Origin of the sequence: Cupriavidus sp. OV096, assembly GCF_900115455.1 — a bacterium.
In the GTDB taxonomy this organism is placed as follows: Bacteria; Pseudomonadota; Gammaproteobacteria; order Burkholderiales; family Burkholderiaceae; genus Cupriavidus.
Genome location: NZ_FOWM01000005.1, coordinates 234,726 through 252,332, shown reverse-complemented (window position 1 = coordinate 252,332; position 17,607 = coordinate 234,726). Strand labels below are relative to the sequence as shown.

16 protein-coding genes are annotated in these 17,607 nt (G+C 68.4%); 12 read left to right on the top strand and 4 right to left on the bottom strand.

Translation table 11 applies throughout. The features are described from left to right. Window positions 1–41 precede the first annotated feature (41 nt). Window positions 42–1,823 carry an FAD-dependent oxidoreductase gene (locus BM115_RS14090; RefSeq protein WP_092294795.1) on the bottom strand — a complete coding sequence of 594 codons (1,782 nt, stop codon included), beginning with the start codon at window positions 1,821–1,823 and terminating at the stop codon, window positions 42–44. Window positions 1,824–2,106: 283 nt separating this feature from the next. Here BM115_RS14090 and BM115_RS14085 point away from each other — a divergent pair, with 283 nt between their 5' ends. From BM115_RS14085 to BM115_RS14040, 10 genes are all read left to right on the top strand, one after another. Continuing rightward, complete coding sequence (locus BM115_RS14085) at window positions 2,107–3,648, top strand: acetyl-CoA hydrolase/transferase family protein (RefSeq protein ID WP_092294793.1); 1,542 nt, start codon at window positions 2,107–2,109, stop codon at window positions 3,646–3,648. Window positions 3,649–3,790: 142 nt separating this feature from the next. Beyond that, a complete protein-coding gene (locus BM115_RS14080) occupies window positions 3,791–4,363 on the top strand; it encodes a diguanylate cyclase (protein ID WP_092294791.1) in 573 nt (190 codons plus the stop codon). Window positions 4,364–4,526: 163 nt separating this feature from the next. Further along, window positions 4,527–5,804, top strand: coding sequence for an Nramp family divalent metal transporter (locus BM115_RS14075; protein WP_092294789.1), 1,278 nt, complete (start codon window positions 4,527–4,529; stop codon window positions 5,802–5,804). Window positions 5,805–5,911: 107 nt separating this feature from the next. Then, complete coding sequence (locus BM115_RS14070; protein ID WP_149138057.1) at window positions 5,912–6,379, top strand: carboxymuconolactone decarboxylase family protein; 468 nt, start codon at window positions 5,912–5,914, stop codon at window positions 6,377–6,379. 305 nt (window positions 6,380–6,684) lie between these two features. Beyond that, window positions 6,685–7,650 carry a patatin-like phospholipase family protein gene (locus tag BM115_RS14065; protein ID WP_092294785.1) on the top strand — a complete coding sequence of 322 codons (966 nt, stop codon included), beginning with the start codon at window positions 6,685–6,687 and terminating at the stop codon, window positions 7,648–7,650. Next, entirely contained in the window at window positions 7,643–8,470 is an 828-nt protein-coding gene (locus BM115_RS14060; RefSeq protein WP_092294783.1) for an AraC family transcriptional regulator, read from the top strand. The genes BM115_RS14065 and BM115_RS14060 overlap by 8 nt, the downstream gene beginning before the upstream one ends. Window positions 8,471–8,545: 75 nt before the next feature. Continuing rightward, entirely contained in the window at window positions 8,546–8,944 is a 399-nt protein-coding gene (locus tag BM115_RS14055) for a cupin domain-containing protein (protein ID WP_092294781.1), read from the top strand. 220 nt (window positions 8,945–9,164) lie between these two features. Beyond that, window positions 9,165–9,569 (top strand): hypothetical protein, encoded by a 405-nt coding sequence (locus BM115_RS14050; RefSeq protein WP_255370818.1) that lies wholly within the window; start codon window positions 9,165–9,167, stop codon window positions 9,567–9,569. A gap of 198 nt (window positions 9,570–9,767) precedes the next feature. Beyond that, on the top strand, window positions 9,768–11,003 hold the full coding sequence (locus BM115_RS14045; protein ID WP_092294779.1) for a BON domain-containing protein: 1,236 nt from the start codon (window positions 9,768–9,770) through the stop codon (window positions 11,001–11,003). Between the two features lie 27 nt (window positions 11,004–11,030). Continuing rightward, window positions 11,031–11,633, top strand: coding sequence for a M23 family metallopeptidase (locus BM115_RS14040; RefSeq protein ID WP_092294777.1), 603 nt, complete (start codon window positions 11,031–11,033; stop codon window positions 11,631–11,633). Here the strand turns inward: BM115_RS14040 and BM115_RS14035 are convergent, their stop codons facing one another. Further along, window positions 11,634–13,544, bottom strand: a complete 1,911-nt coding sequence (locus BM115_RS14035) for a methyl-accepting chemotaxis protein (RefSeq protein ID WP_092294775.1) — start codon at window positions 13,542–13,544, stop codon at window positions 11,634–11,636. It lies immediately after the preceding gene. Window positions 13,545–13,727: 183 nt separating this feature from the next. Continuing rightward, window positions 13,728–14,492: an SDR family NAD(P)-dependent oxidoreductase gene (locus BM115_RS14030; protein ID WP_092294773.1), complete on the bottom strand. Its 765-nt coding sequence runs from the start codon at window positions 14,490–14,492 to the stop codon at window positions 13,728–13,730. A 154-nt stretch (window positions 14,493–14,646) separates the two neighbouring features. Here BM115_RS14030 and BM115_RS14025 point away from each other — a divergent pair, with 154 nt between their 5' ends. Further along, window positions 14,647–15,285 (top strand): TetR/AcrR family transcriptional regulator, encoded by a 639-nt coding sequence (locus BM115_RS14025; RefSeq protein WP_092294771.1) that lies wholly within the window; start codon window positions 14,647–14,649, stop codon window positions 15,283–15,285. 55 nt (window positions 15,286–15,340) lie between these two features. Beyond that, window positions 15,341–16,645 (top strand): MFS transporter, encoded by a 1,305-nt coding sequence (locus BM115_RS14020; protein ID WP_092294769.1) that lies wholly within the window; start codon window positions 15,341–15,343, stop codon window positions 16,643–16,645. On the opposite strand, the gene BM115_RS14015 is transcribed toward BM115_RS14020, so the two are convergent. Next, window positions 16,614–17,543, bottom strand: coding sequence for a LysR family transcriptional regulator (locus tag BM115_RS14015; RefSeq protein ID WP_092294767.1), 930 nt, complete (start codon window positions 17,541–17,543; stop codon window positions 16,614–16,616). The genes BM115_RS14020 and BM115_RS14015 overlap by 32 nt on opposite strands. Between the last annotated feature and the right edge of the window lie 64 nt (window positions 17,544–17,607).

Below are 17,607 nucleotides of genomic sequence, written 5' to 3'. Positions count from 1 at the left end.
GCGGACGGTGGCGTGGGCGGCCTGAGTACCGCCCGCGCCGCCTAGGCCACCGCCTGCATGGTCTGGCCGGCCTGCATGCCCGCCAGGTAGCGATGGATCTGCGCCACGACCGCAGCGCCCTCGCCTACCGCGGCGGCCACGCGCTTGGTCGAGCCCGAGCGCACATCCCCGATCGCGAACACGCCCGGCACGCTGGTCTCCAGCGTGTAGTCGGCGCGCTCGGTGCAGGACTGGTGGGCTTCATAGCCGGTCAGCACGAAGCCCTTGGGGTCCGTGGTCACGTTGCAGGACCGCAGCCATTCCGTGTTCGGCGCGGCGCCGATAAACAGGAACACGTGGCGCATCGGCCGGGAGATGCAGTCCGGGCCGCAGGAGCGCTCCCTGTAGCGCACCGTGGAGAGCCAGCCCTCGCCCTCCATCGCCGTGATCTGCGCGTGCGTGTGCAGGAAGACGTTCGGCAGGCTCTTCAGGCGGTCGATCAGGTAGCGCGACATGGTGGCCTCGAGCCCCTCGCCGCGCACCAGCATATGCACCTCGGCCGCGTGCGAGGCGAGATACACCGCCGCCTGCCCCGCCGAGTTGCCGCCGCCGACCAGCATCGCGTGCTCGTCCTTGCAGAGCTTGGCCTCCACCGGCGACGCCCAGTAATAGACGCCCCGCCCCTCGTACTGATCCAGCGATTCGATCTCCGCGCGCCGGTACTGGGCGCCGCTGGCAATCACCACGGTGCGCGTAGGCACCATGCGGCCATCGGTCAGCTCGATCCGGATCGGGTTCTCGCCGCAATGGAGCGCGCTCACCTCGAGCGGAATGGCCACGTGGGCCCCGAACTTGAGCGCCTGGACGAAGGCCCGCCCGGCCAGCGCCTGGCCCGAGATGCCCGTGGGAAAACCGAGGTAGTTCTCGATCCGGGCGCTCGCGCCGGCCTGCCCGCCCGGGGACCGGCAGTCGATCACGGCCACGGACAGCCCCTCGGACGCGGCATAGACCGCCGTCGCCAGCCCTGCGGGGCCGGCGCCGACCACCACCACGTCATAGATATGGTCCGGCGCGAATTCAGGCACCAAACCGAGGCATGAGGCGAGCTGGCCCTCGTCCGGCGCGCGCAGTATGCCGCCGTCGGGGCAAATCACCATCGGGAAATCGCTCGCAGGCGCGTTGCTGACGTCCAGCAGCGCCATGGCGTCCGGGTCGGTGTCGATATCGACCACCTTGTGCGGATAGCCGTTGCGGCGCAGGAAGGCTTGCAGCGCCAGCAGCAGCGGCTGGGTGCCCTTGCCGACCAGCACCGGGCCGCCGCCGCGCTCGATCAGGCCCACCCGGCGCAGGATCAGCGCGCGCATGATGCGCTCGCCCAGATCCGCCTCGGCCACCAGCAGCGCGCGCAGCCGTTCGGGCGGCACCACCAGCGCGGTGGAGTCCTCCAGCGCCACGGCATCCACCAGCGCCGGCTTGCCGGAGAGCTGGCCCACCTCGGCCAGGAACTGGCCCGGGCCCTCGTCGTTGATCGGGAAACTGTTGCCCAGCCCGTCGCGCTGGATGATCTGGAGCTTGCCGGTCAGGATCAGATGCATGCCCGGCGCCGGGTCGCCGACGCGGAACAGCGTCTGGCCGGCCTTGAACGATTCCACCGCGCCAAAGCGCCGCACGCGCTCGATCTCGGCCGGCGTCAGGGTCGGAAACATCTGGTGCTTGCGGGTCTCCAGCACCGAAAACGGCGCCTCCAGCCCTACCACCGGCTCATGTGCGGCCTGATTGGCGACCTGATCAGCAACCGGGTCCGGACTGGCTTCGGGCTGCGAAGCTCCCTGCGTCATCTCCATGCGACTCCCCTCAATTTCGGTCTAGGTAGGACAGGACTCGACTGCGTACTCGACTGAGATAGTAGCCGGCGTGGCTACGAAACACACATGAAGATTTTAGGAAGCGATGGCCACCGTTGCTTGCCGAATTGCCCGGCGCGCGGCACTTTGCACGGCGGCGTCACCCATGAAAAAACCGACTGGCTTCTAGCGATTTAAATCATGGTGAGAATATTCAGCGCTCGCTACACTGGCCCCGACAACGCCCCCACAGGCTACAGAAGCCAACAAGCAAGGAGACGAGATGTACCGTGATCGCATTCGCCTGGCCGCCCTGCAGGACCGGATCATGTCGGCCGATGCGGCCGCCGCGCTGATCCAGGACGGCATGACGGTCGGCATGAGCGGCTTCACCCGCGCCGGCGACTGCAAGGCCGTGCCCTTCGCCCTGGCCCGCCGCGCCGCCGCCGACCCGCTCCAGATCACGCTGATCACGGGCGCCTCGCTCGGCAACGACATCGACAAAATCCTGGCCGAAAGCAACGTGCTGGCGCGCCGCCTGCCGTTCCAGTCCGACGCCACCCTGCGCCGCAAGATCAACGACGGCGAGGTCATGTTCATCGACCAGCATCTGGGCGAGACCGTGGAGCAGCTGCGCAGCGGCCAGCTCGCCCCGGTGGACATCGCCGTGATCGAAGCCGCCGCCATCACCGAGACCGGCGGCATCGTGCCGACCACCTCGGTTGGCAATTCGGCGAGTTTCGCGATGATGGCCAAGAAGGTCATCGTCGAGATCAACACCAATATGCCGGCCGCGCTGGAAGGGCTGCACGACATCTACTTCCCGGTGCAGCGCCCGTATCGCCAGCCGATTCCGCTGATTGCCGTCGAGCAGCGCATCGGCCTGCCCTATATCCCCGTCGATCCGTCACGTATTGCGGCCATCGTGCTCACCGCGCGCGACGACAGCCCGTCCAACGCGCTGCCGCCCGACGGCGACACGCGCCTGATCGCCGGCCATCTCAACGCGCTGTTCGAGCGCGAGGTGCGCGCCGGGCGGCTCTCCCCGTCGCTCCAGCCCTTGCAGGCCGGCATCGGCACGATTGCCAACGCGGTGCTGCACGGGCTCGTAGATTCGCCATTTCATGACCTGACGATGTACTCGGAGGTCTTGCAGGACAGCACCATCTCGCTGCTCGACGCCGGCAAGCTGCGCTTTGCCTCGGCGTCGTCGATGACGCTGTCCGGGCCGGTCTATCGCCGCGTGCTGGAGGAGATCGACCGCTACAAGTCGCGGCTGGTGCTGCGGCCGCAGGAGATCAGCAACCATCCCGAGGTGCTGCGCCGGCTGGGGTTGATCACCATCAACACCGCGCTGGAGTGCGATATCTACGGCAACGTCAACTCCACGCACGTGGGCGGCACGCACATGATGAACGGCATCGGCGGCTCGGGGGACTTCGCGCGCAATGCCTACCTGTCGGTCTTCGTGACCAAGTCCGTGGCCAAGGACGGGCGGATTTCCAGCATCGTGCCGATGGTCTCCCACGTGGATAACAGCGAGCACGACGTGGACATCCTCGTCACCGAGCACGGCCTGGCCGACCTGCGCGGGCTGGCGCCACGCGAGCGGGCGCTCCAGGTGATCCGCAATTGCGCCGACCCGGCCTACCGCGACGGCCTGCTCGACTATTTCCGCCGGGCCCAGACGCGCGGCGGCCAGACCCCGCACCTGCTGGAAGAGGCGTTTGCGTGGCATCTGAACTATCGCGAGCACGGCACCATGCTGCCGGCATCCCGGGCGACGGCCGTCGAGCCAATCGAAGCCGCGCCGCTGGCAGCCTGACGTTTCTGCACGACCGGGCGGTTTTTACATCCCGCCCGGCTGCCGGCTGCCTCCTACGGGCCTCCCACGGGCCCTTTTCGGCATGGAACGGCACTTGCACCGTGCCGGAAGGTGGCGCGCTCCCGCCACCGCTGGAGACGCCATGCAAGAACCGGTTCGCCTGATCCTGATGTACGGCCTGATCCCGCTCTGGATCCTCGCGGGGCTGGGCGACTGGTGGTTCCATCGGCGCCAGCGCATCGAGATCAACGCGGGCGTCCGGGAATCGGTCATGCACAGCCTGATGATGGTCCAGGTGGGCGTCCCGGTCCTGCTGGTGCTGTTCTTCGAGGTGAACGCGCTGCTGTTCGCCATCATGATCGTCGCTGTGGTGGTCCACGCGGTCACCGCCTGGGTCGACGTCGGCTACGCGGTGACCCGGCGCACGGTGCCGCCGAACGAGCAGCACATGCACAGCCTGCTGGAGATGCTGCCGATCACGGCCGTGGTCATATTGGCCGCCGCCCACTGGGACCAGTTCCTGGCGCTGTTCGGCGCCGGCGCCGAGCCGCCCCGCCTCACCCTGACCCCGAAACGCGATCCCCTGCCGTCGTCCTACCTGATCGGCCTGTTCGCTGCGCTCGGCCTGTTCGTGGTGCTGCCTTATGCGGAGGAACTGCTGCGCTGCCTGCGTGCCCAGGCGGCACGCGCCAAGCCCGTGGCGCAGCACACCTAGCCCCGCTCGATGCCGGCGCCGGATGACCGCACCGGCAATGTGCCCTCAGCGCATCGATCGAAAAATTCGGCTAAATTGGCTGCCTTGGTCGTGCAAGCGACCTGAGCCACACACAACGTGAACGGGAGCGCCATGCGCGGTCATCACCTCGTAGGATGGGCACGTGTCGGTCGTCATCCCTAGCCGCCCCGCCGCCAGGTGGCGGGAGTTCGTCCGCTTCCTCGGACCGGCCTACCTCGTGGCCGTGGGCTACATGGACCCCGGCAACTGGGCCACCGACCTCGCGGGCGGTTCCGCCTACGGCTACACCCTGCTCTGGGTCGTGGCGATGTCCAGCCTGATGGCGATGCTGCTCCAGGTGCTGGCCAGCCGGCTCGGGCTGGTCACCGGCATGGATCTGGCGCAGGCGTGCCGGCACGGCGCCTCGCGCTGGTCGGCCTGGTCGCAATGGGTCCTGGCCGAACTGGCGATCTGCGCCACCGATCTCGCCGAAGTCATCGGCACGGCCATCGCCCTCAACCTGCTGTTCAACATCCCCCTGCTGGCTGGCGTGGCGCTGACCGTGCTGGACGTGCTGCTGGTGCTGATCCTGCAGCAGCGCGGCTTCCGGCGGCTGGAAGCCTTCGTCATCAGCATGATTACGCTGGTGCTGCTGTGCTTCGTGGCGATGCTGATCATCGCCGAGCCGTCCTGGTCGGAGGTGGGCTGGGGGCTGCTGCCTTCGCCGCGCTCGCTCACCGACGCCAACGCCGTGGTCATCGCCACGGGCATCATCGGCGCCACGGTGATGCCGCACAACCTCTACCTGCACTCGGCGGCGGTCAAGACGCGCACCGTCGAGGACAATGCGCCGGCGCTGCAACGGGCGCTGCGCTACACGGCCATCGACACGCTGGTGGCACTCGCCATCGCCTTCTTTATTAATAGTGCGATCCTGGTCACGGCGGCCGGCGTGTTCCACCGCAGCGGCCATGCGGAGGTGGCCGAGATCCAGGAGGCCTTCCACCTGCTCTCCCCGCTGACCGGCGCCGCCTGGGCCAGTGTGATCTTCGCCGTGGCGCTGCTGGCCTCGGGGCAAAGCTCGGCCGTGACCGCCACGCTGGCCGGGCAGGTGGTCATGGAGGGCTTTATCCGCACGCGGCTGGCGCCGTGGGCGCGGCGGCTGGTCACGCGCGGCGTGGCCATCGTGCCGGCACTGATCGTGGCGTGGCTGTATGCCGACAAAGGCGTGGCGCAGCTGCTGATCGCCAGCCAGGTGGTGCTGAGCCTGCAACTGCCGTTCGCGGCGATTCCGCTGGTGCGTTTCACCAGCAGCCGCGCCCGCATGGGCGCCTACGCCAACCCGCGCAGCGTGGTGATCCTGGCCTCGCTGACGGTCGGCATCATCATCGCCATGAACGCGGCCATGCTCGTGCTCACCTTCCGGGAATGGCTGGGTTAAAAATTTTCGGAAAAGCTGTCACAAGCCGGGTTCACGGTACGTCTTACAGGGAAAGGCAAGCGCAAAGGGCGCACGCCAACTCCCTTGAACTACCGTGAGGAACCATCATGAGTGCATCGCGTATTAACTTCTTCCAGCTCGCCCCGGCCAACCTGAAGGCCATGATCGCGCTGTCGGGTTCGGTCAAGCAAAGCTCGCTGGGCCCGCGTCTGGTGGAGATCGTGCAGTTGCGTGTGTCCCAGATCAACCAGTGCGGCGTCTGCGTGGACATGCACTGGCGCGACCTGATCAAGCAGGGCCTGGACCCGCGCCACGTGAACGCCATCGCCGGCTGGCGTGAAGCCCCCGCCTCGTTCTTCAACGCCCGCGAGCGCGCCGCGCTGGGCTGGGCCGAGGCCGTCAACGCACTGCCCCACCAGGACCTGACCGACGCCGCCTGGCCGGCCCTGCGCGAGCAGTTCAGCGAGCAGGAAATCGCCGAGCTGTCGTACACCATCGCCGCCATCCGAGGCTGGAACGTGATGAACCTGAGCCTGCGCAACCAGATTCCGGAAACGCCGGCTCCCGGCTTCTGATCGGGCTTTTGCTTCTCTAGCGCGCCAGGTTGGACTGCCGCGAGGCGCCGACAGCGGGATTCCGCTGCCGGCGCCTTTTTCGTATTTGGCGTTCGCGTGCCGCGTGCGGTGTCCGCATCATGCTTCGACCCCATCCCCTGCCAGCCGGCCTCTGCAGTCGCGCTAAATTCCTGGCGGTTAATTGCATAACAAGCGCTCGACACTCCCGCACTAACAGACTCTTTCGCTCCCGCCCGGAAGTGGCCTATGCTGTGGCCACTAACAGATCGAGAATCCGGGGAGGATGGCTCCCCGCGCGCCCAGCCATGGAAAAAACAGCATTCGTCTTTGCCGGTGGAGGCAGCCTCGGTGCCATCGAGGTCGGCATGTTGCGGGAACTGGTGAAGTGGGGCCTGGCGCCCGACATGGTGATCGGCGCCTCGGCCGGCGCCATCAACGGCGCGTATTTCGCCTGCCATCCGCACGAGGAAGGCACGGCCAAGCTGGAGAGCCTCTGGCGCGGCATTCGCCGGGCCGAAGTGCTGCCCTGGTCCTGGCGCAGCATGCTCGGCATGCTGGGCGGGCGGCGCGGGCATCTGGTCGAATCGTTCGGCCTCCAGAAGTTACTTTCGCGCCACTTCGGCGAATCCCGGCTCGAACATGCCAGCCTGCCGCTCTATGTGGTGGCGACGGACATGCATACCGGCGACGAAGTGGTGCTGTCCTCGGGCAATATCGTCGATGCGGTGCTGGCCAGCGCGGCCATTCCGGGCGTGTTTCCGCCGGTGCAGGTGGAAGGCCGCGCGCTGATCGATGGCGGCGTGGCCAACAACACGCCCGTTTCCACGGCCGTGCGGCTGGGCGCCACGCGCATCGTGGTGCTGCCGGCCGGCTTCGCCTGCGCCGAGCGCCGCCCGCCGCGCGGCGCCGTGGAACACGCGCTCAATGCGCTGTCCCTGCTGGTGGCGCGGCAACTCGTGCATGACCTGGAGCGCTGGGCCGACCACGCGCATATCGCCGTGGTGCCGCCGCTTTGTCCGCTCGATGTCTCGCCCTATGACTACACGCGCTGCGGCGAGCTGATCGACCGCGCCGCCGAAGCCACCGTGGCCTGGCTGCGTGCCGATGGCCTGAAGAGCCGCCGCGTGCCCGGCGCGCTGGAGCCGCATAGCCACGATGAGTCGTCGCCCAGCTGCAGCGCCGATCTTTCCCCGCCCCCGGAGGCGGACCACATCCACACGCACGCCGCCCCCAGCCACTCGCACAGCCACCCCGGCCACACGCATGGGTGACGGGGTACTGCCGGGCCGGCGCGACTGGATGCGGCGGGATGCGTCCGCCCAGCGCATGGAGCGGATCGAGGCGTTTATCGGCGGCCATGGCTACGACATGCATCGCCACGACACCTACGCGATTGGCCGCACGCTGACCGGCGTGCAGCGCTTTTCCTATCGGCGCGGCGTCTGCAACAGCCTGCCGGGTGGCACCATCGTCCTGCACCCCGACGAGCCGCACGACGGCCAGGCCGGCACCGAGGCCGGCTTCCAGTACCGGATGATCTATGTCGAGCCCGCGCACGTGCAGCGCGCGCTGGGCGGCCGGCCGTTGCCGTTCATCCCGGGCGGCCGATCGGACGACCCCCGGCTGTTCGCCGCCACCGAGACCCTGCTCCGCGCGATGGATAGCCCGATCGACCCGCTCGAGGAAGACGACGCGCTCTACGACCTGGCCCACGCGCTGGCGGCCGTCGCCGGCGGCACTACGCCGGGGCGCCGGCAGGCGCTCGACTACCGTGCCGCCGAGACGGCCCGGACCTTCCTGCTCGACAACGTGGCGCGCATCGTCACGCTGGACGAACTCGAAGCCGCCACCGGCCGGGACCGCTGGCGCCTGTCGCGCGATTTCCGTGGACTGTTCGGCACCAGCCCGTACCGCTACCTGACCATGCGCCGGCTCGACATGGCCCGCCGGTTGATCGTGGCCGGCCAGACCCTGGCCGACGCCGCCGCGTGGGCCGGCTTCACCGACCAGGCCCATATGACGCGGCACTTCGCGCGCACCTTCGGCATCACGCCGGCGCGCTGGCTTCGCACGCTGGGGCGCACGCCGTAGCTGCACGATCGTACAAGACGGCCCGCCCGCCGGCGGCGCATGCTCGGGCCTTCATCCCATCCGAAGGAGCGCCCCATGTCCCCCACTCCCAATCCCACCCCCAATCCCACCCCCTACCGCGCCATCAACTTCGCCGAGAAGCTCGCCCTGTTTTCGGACCACTGGCAGCCGCGCGTGATTGCCGAGATGAACGACTACCAGTTCAAGATCGTCCGCATCGCGGGGGACTTCGTCTGGCACAGCCACGCCGACACCGACGAGACCTTCATCGTGCTGGACGGCCACCTGCGCATCGACTTCCGCGACGGCCACGTGGACCTGCGCGCCGGCGAGATGTACGTGGTGCCGCGTGGCATCGAGCACAAACCGTTTGCCGATGGCGAGGTGCGCATGCTGCTGATCGAGCCGCGCGGCGTGCGCAATACGGGCGACGACGTGGGCGAGCGCACTGCGCAAAACGACGTCTGGATCTGATGGGTGGAGGTTGGTGGGATGTTGGCCCGGCCCCAACCGTTCCTCGCGACGTGTTGGCCCACAACCCCCTGTTTTCCCCGTGAAAGTGGCCCGGCCTGCCCGCCCGGGGCCGAAATGATGGTGGCATGTTCCCTGCGAAAAGGAAGGACGAGCGCGGCGCCGCGATGCTCGTCCCGCAGCACCTTTTCAGCCGGAGCGAAAGCTCCTTTGGAGAACCATCATGAAGATCCCGCCACAGTTGCGCCCCACCGACGCCGCGCCCCTCCACCAGCCTCGTCCTCTTTCGCCTCTCACGCCCCTCGCCCTGCTCTACCGCATGCGTGGCGGCATCCTGCTGCTCCGCGTGCTGGCGCTCTGCGCCCACACGGCGGTGTATGCGCAGCCCGCGCTGGCCCCGGCCCCGGCCGTCACGCCCGAGCAGAAGTTCTCGCCCGGCTATCTCGAGGCGGTGTCCACCGGCTACGAGAACGGCCAGGCGCTGGGCGCTGTCGAAGGCATCGCCCCGGTGCGCCCGACCCGTACCGAGCGGACCGATCCCGCACCGGCAGCACCTTCCACGCCGATGATCCCGGCTGCCGTGCTGGCCCATCCGCCGGGCTCGCTGCGCCGTGTGACGGCCCATTAACCCGTCCCGGTTGCTCCCCTCCTGCTGCCGAGCAGTCTTTACACGCGCCCGCGCAAGGCTTGCATGGGCGTGAAGCGCACCCGCAGCACCCTAAATCCCGCAAGGCCAGCCCTGACAAGGGCCAGCCGGCGCGGTACGAATCTTGCCCCTCTTCTGGATTGCCAGTAATGGCACACCCGCAACTTCAGGAGATCAGCAATGGGCGACCACAACACCGAGCGTTATCGCCGGGGCCAGACCTGGCGGGCCTTTGAAAATGTCCGCGACGACGACGCTTACGATCCATGGCGCGACGATGCATGGAGCGACAACCGGGGGCTGCGTGCGCGCGATCAGGACTGGCAGCCCGAGTCCGCCAGCGATGAATGGGACGATGCCCGCCGACGCCAGCGCCTGACCCCGGGACAAACCAGCGACGGCGGCCCGCCCCGCAGCGGCTATGCCGGCGCCTACCGGGACAGCGGCCAATGGCAGGGCAGCAACCTGCGCTACGGGCTCAACGGCGGCTACGCCAGCAGCGACTCGCCGGAAGACGACGCCCAGCGCCGCCAGCAGGCGTACCGCAGCCGCCGCCAGGCGAGCGAGTTTGGCGACTATGGGGACTTCGAGGACTACGGCGGCCCGCAAGGCAGCCAAGGCTATCAAGGCAATCAGGAAGCACGCGGCTACGGCGGCGAGCGCGGATGGGAACAGGGTCGGGGTCAACGCGGCTATCAGCAAGGGCAGCAAGGTCAGCGCGGCCAGCAGGGCTTCGGCAGCGCCGACCAGCAATGGCTGCGCCGCGCCCAGCAGCGCGAACCCTGGCAGGCCGGCGGGTCCGGGCATGACGCCTACTTCAACGACCTGCGCAGCGACACCCGCTACTGGACCGAGCCACGCGACGAGTGGGGAGAATCCCGCCCCTCGGGTGGGTCTGACCGCTACGCCGGCCGCCAGCCCTACGCCCAGTCCTACGGGCGCGACTACCCTGGCACCAGCGCCGGCACCAGCGGCTACGACGAGGAACTCGGCTACCGCTCGCCACGGCGCTGGTCGGACGATGACGATGACCGCGATCAAGGCGAGGAGCACGGCGCGCTCTACAATCTCGGCCACCGGATCGGCGAAGCCGTCAGCAACTTCTTCGGCCACGACGACGATGACATCGACAAGCGCAACGTCCCGCGCGGCTACACCCGCACCGACGAGCGCATTCGCGACCAGATCTGCGAACGGCTGACCTTTACCAGCGGCGTGGATGTGGGCGAAGTCAGCGTCGACGTGGACAAGGGCAAGGTCACGCTATCCGGCACCGTCCATCAGCGGAGCCAGAAATATGCCATCGAGGACATCGCCGATAACACGTTCGGCGTTACCGAAGTCGAAAACAACATCCGCGTCGAGAAGCGCGAAGCGCCCGCCGGCGGCACCAGCGCCGGCTCCAACGGCTGGTGAGTCCATCCCCACCGGCCGGAGCCACCCATGGTGACGCGCCCGGCCGGCCAGCCCCAACCCCAACCGCAGCCCCAGCCACGCTCCTACGCCGGCTGGCTGTGGCTGGCTGCGCTGCTGGCGGCGGGCGCGCTGGGCTGGCCCTACGTCAAACCCTATATAGATAATGCGCTGTACGCGGTGCGGCTGGCATCGATGCCGGCGCCCACCGCGCTGGCGATGCCGGTGCAGGGCGTGGCCCAGCGCGGGCTGCGGGACACCTGGCACGGGGCGCGCTCCGGCGGGCGCAAGCACGAAGGCATCGACATCTTTGCCGCACGCGGCACGCCGGTGCTGGCCGCCACGGAGGGCATCGTCTCGCGCGTGGGCACCAACAGCCTGGGCGGCAAGGTGGTCTGGGTGCTCGGGCCGGGTCGTCAGATGCACTACTACGCGCATCTGGATGACTATGCCGATGTGAGCATCGGCGACCGCGTGGCGCCGGGCGCAGTGCTCGGCTACGTCGGCACCACCGGCAACGCGCGCGGCACACCGCCGCACCTGCATTTCGGCGTCTACACCGGGACCGGGGCGATCAACCCCTATCCGTTGCTGCGCGCCCCGCCCGTGCCAACTTCCCCGCCATCCTCCTGATCAAGCCGCCAGCCGGAACACGCTGACGCTCTGCTCCATGCGCAGCGCCTGTTCCTGCAGCGCCTCGGCGGCGGCGGCGGCTTCCTCGACCAGCGCGGCGTTCTGCTGCGTGACCTGATCCATCTGCGTCACCGCCTGATTCACCTGCGTGATGCCGCCGCTCTGCTCGTGGGAGGCGCGGCTGATCTCGTCCATCATCGTCGTCACGCGCTGCACGGCCGTGACGATGCGCTCCATGGTCGCGGCGGCCTCCCCGGCCAGCGCCGTGCCCGCCGTCACCCGGCTGGTCGACTGCGAGATCAGCGCGCGGATCTCCTTCGCCGAATGGCCGGCGCGCTGGGCCAGCGTGCGCACCTCGCTGGCCACCACGGCGAAGCCCCGGCCCAGTTCCCCCGCGCGCGCCGCCTCCACGGCCGCGTTCAGCGCCAGGATATTGGTCTGGAAGGCGATGCTGTCGATCACGGCGATGATCTCGACAATCCGCTTCGAATCCGCCTCGATCTCGCCCATGGTCTCGCGCACGCGCGACACCGACTCCCCGCCCGCCACCGCAATCGCCGACGCCTCCGCCGCCAGCGCGCTGGCCTCATCGGCGTTGCCCGCGTTCTGCTGGACGATGGCGGTCAGCTCCTCCATGCTCGCGGCGGTCTGCTCCAGCGACGACGCCTGCTCCTCCGTGCGCTGCGACAGATCGGCATTGCCCTGCGCGATCTGCCCCGCCGCCACCAGCACGTTCTGCGCGCCGTCCTTGGTCTCGCCGATGATGCCGCGCCACGTCTCCACCATCGACATCAGGTGCCGTTTGACGTCGCTCAACTCGTCCCGGCCATGGGCGTCGATGCGCACGGTGAGGTCGCCGGCGTTGATGCGCGCCACCAGCGTCGCCACGTCCTGCACATCGGTGCGCATGCCCTGGCTGAAGCCGGCAAACAGGTAGAGCGCGCCGCCCACCGTGACCAGCGCGATGACGACCAGCAGCACCAGCTGGCGCTGCTCGGCGGCCACGCGCTGGGCCAGCATCTCGCCCGTCAGCGCGGCGAACTCCTGATTGAGCGCCGACACCGCCTCGATCGCCGCCGTGCCTTCGGAAAAATACGACTTCGCATCGATCGTGATGCCGCTGGAACCCAGCATGCTCACCTTTAGCGTGCGGTAGAAGTTGTCCATCGCGGCCAGCTTGGCGGTGGCGGCTTCCATGCGGTCCTTGAAGGCCGGCGCGCCGCGCTCGGCACGGGCGATGTCGCGCCGCACGGCTTCCAGGCCGTCCTGGATCTGCTCGGCCAGCGCGGCGAGATCGGCCTGTTGGGCTGCATCGGAATAGCCGCCCTGCGCGATGATGCCCGCGCCCCGGCCACGCGCCAGCGCGCTCAGCTCGGCCAGCTTCGGCATCGGGCCGACCATCAGGTTGATCAGGTAATAGGAGCCGGCGTCCGGGTCGAGCGCCAGCGAAGAGCGGTCCGCCACATCGCCAATAAACAGCCGCGTCTGCTTGACCAGCGCGGTATGGCGCTCGAACAGCGGCGCGGCGGGGGTTTCCAGACCGAGCTTGCGGATCTGCGCCCAGGCTTCGTCGAGCTTGGCCGCATCCTGCGTGACGTTGAACGATGTCACGCGCGCCACCTCGGCGCGCAGTGCGCTGAGATGCCCATCGGCCTTGCCGTTGGCGGCATCGAAGGTCGGCCGGAAGGTGGCGTTGCCGAGCAGCAGCCCATTGGCGGCGCCCCGGCGCACCTGCGTCTCGCGCATGAAGTCGAGCGCGCGGCCGACGAGCGTCAGGCCGCGCTGTTCATCCTGCGTGGCACGGATCGACTGTACCGACTGATTCAGCACCGCGACCAGCGCGCCGCAGAGCGGAATCAGGAACAGGATGGTCAGCAGCACCAGCTTGCGCGTGATCGTGAGACGCGCCATCAGATGCTTTGCAGGGGTGAGGAAAGCGGTCACGGGGCTCCTTGATGTCGAGGACTGATTTCACGCTGTATCGGTCCCGATTCGAAGGAATAAAGCCACTTTCCCCGCTATTTTTCGCACTGCACAAACACGGTGCCGCCGCCGCACGCGCACGGTGCGCAAAGCACGGCGGCGGGGCGAAAATCAGGCCGTGGCGCCGCCGTCGAGGCCGATCACCTGACCCGTGATGTAGCGGCCCGCCGGCGAGGCGAGCAGCACGGCCAGACCGGCTACGTCACTCGCCTCAGCGATGCGCCGCATCGGGATGGCACCGCTCAGGGCCTTCTCGCGCTCGGGATCCCCCCACAGCGCGTCGCGCGAAAAATCGGTGCGCACCGGGCCCGGGTTGATGCTGTTCACGTTGATGTTGTGCGGCGCCAGCGTCAGCGCGAAGTTGCGCATCACGGCGTCGATGGCGCCCTTGGAGACGCTGTACAGCGGCAGGAAGGCCGAACCGCGGCGGCCGGCGATGCTCGACATGAAGACGATCGAGCCATCGCGGCGTTCGATCATCTGCGGTGCGAGTGCGTTGACCAGCACAAAATTGCCGCGCACGTTGCCGGCCATCACGTCATCGAACTCTTTCTCGCCCTGCTCCAGCATCGAGCCGACCACGCCGCTGGCGGCGGCGTTGAGCAGGAGGGCATCCACGCGGCCGAAGGTGGACAGCACCTTGTCGGCAAAGGCGCGCACGCTGACGAGGTCGGCGATATCGCAGGGGATGCCGGTGGCGTCGATGCCTTCGGCCTTCAAGGTGGCCGCCACGCGCTCGGACACCGCGCCATCGCGGCCCGAGACCACCACGCGGGCGCCTTGCTGGCCCAGCGCGCGGGCCATCTCGAGCCCCATGCCTTTGGTGGAGCCGGTAATCACCGCGACGCGGCCGGACAGGTCGAACAGTTTGGACATAGCAGGAATCTCCTTGGATCGATGGGACGACATGACAACAACGATGCCAGCCACTTATCTTAAATGATGATCAGCATCTATTGAATAAAGTATGGACGTCATCTAAACTGCGGTCAAGGCAAGTTTCAGTCAGATTTCCAGAGGGAGGCGTCAGATGGCGCGCGCATCACGAGCAGTGGCCAGCCAGCACAAGGTGGCCATCGAAGAAGCATCGGCAAAGTTGTTCCGGGAACGCGGGCCGCACGCAGTCAGTGTGGCAGAAATCATGGCGAATGCCGGGCTGACCCACGGCGGCTTCTACGGCCATTTCGCGTCGAAGGACGACCTCGTGGCCGTGGCCTGCCGGCGCGCGTTCGAGGAAGGCGACCAGCGCTGGGACCGGCGCATCGCCAGCGCGGACGGCGACCGCCAGGCCGCCCGGCGCGCGCTGGTGGCGGCCTACCTCACCCCCGTGCACCGCGACCACGCCGCCGAGGGCTGCGCCGCCGCCGCGCTGGCCGCCGATGTGGCGCGCGAGGATGCCGACAAACCCGTGCGCCCCGTGTACCGCGAAGGGCTCTCGGCGCTGATCGACAAATGGCGCTCGACTGCCCCGGCCGACCTGCCCGAAGCCGACGCCCGCCAGCAGGCGCTGGTGGAGGTGTCGGCCATGGCCGGCGCGCTGATGCTGGCCCGTGCCACGACCGGCGACCCGCTCTCCGAGGCAATCCTCGATGCCACGCGTGCGTGGCTGCTGGGCGCGGATGTTGACGAACCGGCCGCCGAGCCTGCCCCCGAACCCGCTGCCGGCTGAGGCCGGCGCGGACACCTTTTCTCCACACATCCGACCCACCCAAACCAAGACCCCCATGTTTGCGCAAGCCCTTTCCAGCCGGCTGGACCGGCGCGGCATCCACTATGCGTGGATCGTTGCCTCCATCACCTTCTGCGTGATGCTGACCACTTCCGCCGCGCTCGGCCTGCCCGGCGCGTTCCTGAAACCGCTGACGCAGGAGATGGGCTGGAACACCGACCAGATCTCGTCGATCCTCGCCTTCCGCTTCGCGCTGTTCGGCCTGATGGCGCCGTTCTCGGCCATCCTGATGGAACGCTTCGGCGTGAAGAATGTGGTCTGTGCAGCGCTCGCGCTGATCGCGGGCGGCATGGCGCTGGCCACGGTGGCCACGGAGTTGTGGCAGTTGTTCGTCGCCTGGGGGCTGATGCTCGGCATCGGCTCGGGCATGACCGCGCTGGTGCTGGCCGCCGTGGTGGCCAACCGCTGGTTCACCGCGCGGCGCGGGCTGGTGATCGGCATCCTCACGGCGAGTTCGGCCACCGGCCAGCTTGCGTTCCTGCCGGTTGCGGCATGGCTGATCGAGCATATGGGATGGCGCACGGCGGTGGTTCCGGTGCTCGTGGCCTGCGCCGCGCTGGCACTGCTCGTCTTCGCGCTGATGCGCAACCGGCCCGGCGATGTCGGCCTGCCCGCGTTCGGCGAACTGCCCGGCACGGCGCCGGCGCCGTCCGGCCCGCCCATGCCGCTCACGCTGCGCGGCCCCTTCGTCGTGCTGCGCGACGCCGCGCGCACGCAGACCTTCTGGCTGCTGGCCGGCACGTTCTTTATCTGCGGATTGTCCACCAATGGCCTGATCCAGACCCACTTCATCGCCCTGTGCGCGGACTTCGGCATGACGGCGGTACCGGCGGCCTCGGCGCTGGCGATGATGGGCGCATTCGACTTCGTCGGCACGATCCTGTCTGGCTGGCTTTCGGACCGGTACGACAGCCGCAAGCTGCTGTTCTGGTACTACGCGCTGCGCGGCCTCTCGCTGTTCTGGCTGCCGCATTCGGAATTCACACTCTACGGCCTGTCCATCTTCGCGATGTTCTACGGCCTGGACTGGATTGCCACGGTGCCGCCGACGGTGAAGCTGGCTGCCACCACGTTTGGCCGCGAGCGTGCGCCCATGGTGTTCGGCTGGATCTTCGCCGCCCACCAGATCGGCGCGGCCACGGCGGCGTTCGGCGCAGGGCTCTCGCGCACGCTGCTGCTGACCTATTCGCCCGCACTGTACGTGGCGGGCGGAGCCTGCCTGGTGGCTGCGTTGATGGCGCTCGCGGTGCGCCGCAAGGCGCCGGCCGCTACCCCGCCTCAGGCGGCGGCGCAGGCTTAACACCGGCCTCGCCAGGTTCGCCAGCCTGGGCAGGCGGCGGTGCGACGGCCACGAAGGCGTCGATCAGCGCCGCCGCCGGGGCGCGCTTGAGCGCCGACTGCCGCACCAGCACGCCGATCTCGCGGAACAGCGGCGGGCCGGGCATCGGCACTTCCTCGATGTTCGGCGTCTGCCGCAACGGCACCAGATCGGCGGGGATGATCGCGCAGCCGAGTCCCTCGCCCACCATCTGCAGGATCACGGCCGGCTCGTCCAGCTCCATGCCTTCGCGCACCCACAGCCGGTGCCGCTTGAGGTAGCGGTCCACCAGCTGCCCGCCCGTGGAATGCCGGTTGTAGCGGATGAACGGCACGGTGGCGAGCAGCGTCTTCAGGTCCGCCGGGCCGCCCACCGGCGCAATCGCCACAAAGCGCTCGTGCAGCAGCGGCACCCATTTCAGTTCAGGCGGAATCCCCAGGCGGGGCTTCACCAGCACGGCGATGTCCAGCTCGCGCGCATCGACCTGGGTCAGCAGCTGCGTGGACATGCCGGGCACGATGTTGACGTGGGTGTCCGGATAGGCGACGCGGAAGCGCTGCATCGCCTTGGGCAGCAGCGTCGACTGCACCGTGGAGACCGCGCCCAGATCCAGCGGCGCCGTGTCCGGCCGCGCCTGTGCGCTGCCCTTCATCGACTCATAGAGCGCCACGAAGCGCGTGGCGTCCGGCAGCAGTTGCCGGCCCTCCTCGCTCAGCGCGACGGACTTGCCCGAGCGGTCGAACAGCGCGTAGCCGAGATCCTCCTCCAGCCGGCGGATCTGCGTGCTCACCGCCGACTGCGTCAGGCCGAGCCGCGCGCCGGCGGCGGAAAACGACGCCGTCTCGGCGGCCATCAGGAAGGTGCGGAAGTAGCGGATCACGGGCGTCGCAGCGTAGGCAGTCGCATATCGAAATCTCTGATACTCAGACCAGAAATCATTCGTT

Excerpts from the sequence above, each read along its gene's own strand:
- BM115_RS14055 (WP_092294781.1), top strand. The coding sequence starts at position 8,546 with ATGTCCCCCACTCCCAATCCCACCCCCAATCCCACCCCCTACCGCGCC.
- BM115_RS14025 (WP_092294771.1), top strand. The coding sequence starts at position 14,647 with ATGGCGCGCGCATCACGAGCAGTGGCCAGCCAGCACAAGGTGGCCATC.
- BM115_RS14060 (WP_092294783.1), top strand. The coding sequence starts at position 7,643 with ATGGGTGACGGGGTACTGCCGGGCCGGCGCGACTGGATGCGGCGGGAT.
- BM115_RS14085 (WP_092294793.1), top strand. The coding sequence starts at position 2,107 with ATGTACCGTGATCGCATTCGCCTGGCCGCCCTGCAGGACCGGATCATG.
- BM115_RS14040 (WP_092294777.1), top strand. The coding sequence starts at position 11,031 with ATGGTGACGCGCCCGGCCGGCCAGCCCCAACCCCAACCGCAGCCCCAG.
- BM115_RS14030 (WP_092294773.1), bottom strand. The coding sequence starts at position 14,492 with ATGTCCAAACTGTTCGACCTGTCCGGCCGCGTCGCGGTGATTACCGGC.
- BM115_RS14020 (WP_092294769.1), top strand. The coding sequence starts at position 15,341 with ATGTTTGCGCAAGCCCTTTCCAGCCGGCTGGACCGGCGCGGCATCCAC.
- BM115_RS14050 (WP_255370818.1), top strand. The coding sequence starts at position 9,165 with ATGAAGATCCCGCCACAGTTGCGCCCCACCGACGCCGCGCCCCTCCAC.
- BM115_RS14065 (WP_092294785.1), top strand. The coding sequence starts at position 6,685 with ATGGAAAAAACAGCATTCGTCTTTGCCGGTGGAGGCAGCCTCGGTGCC.
- BM115_RS14090 (WP_092294795.1), bottom strand. The coding sequence starts at position 1,823 with ATGGAGATGACGCAGGGAGCTTCGCAGCCCGAAGCCAGTCCGGACCCG.
- BM115_RS14080 (WP_092294791.1), top strand. The coding sequence starts at position 3,791 with ATGCAAGAACCGGTTCGCCTGATCCTGATGTACGGCCTGATCCCGCTC.
- BM115_RS14045 (WP_092294779.1), top strand. The coding sequence starts at position 9,768 with ATGGGCGACCACAACACCGAGCGTTATCGCCGGGGCCAGACCTGGCGG.
- BM115_RS14070 (WP_149138057.1), top strand. The coding sequence starts at position 5,912 with ATGAGTGCATCGCGTATTAACTTCTTCCAGCTCGCCCCGGCCAACCTG.
- BM115_RS14035 (WP_092294775.1), bottom strand. The coding sequence starts at position 13,544 with ATGGCGCGTCTCACGATCACGCGCAAGCTGGTGCTGCTGACCATCCTG.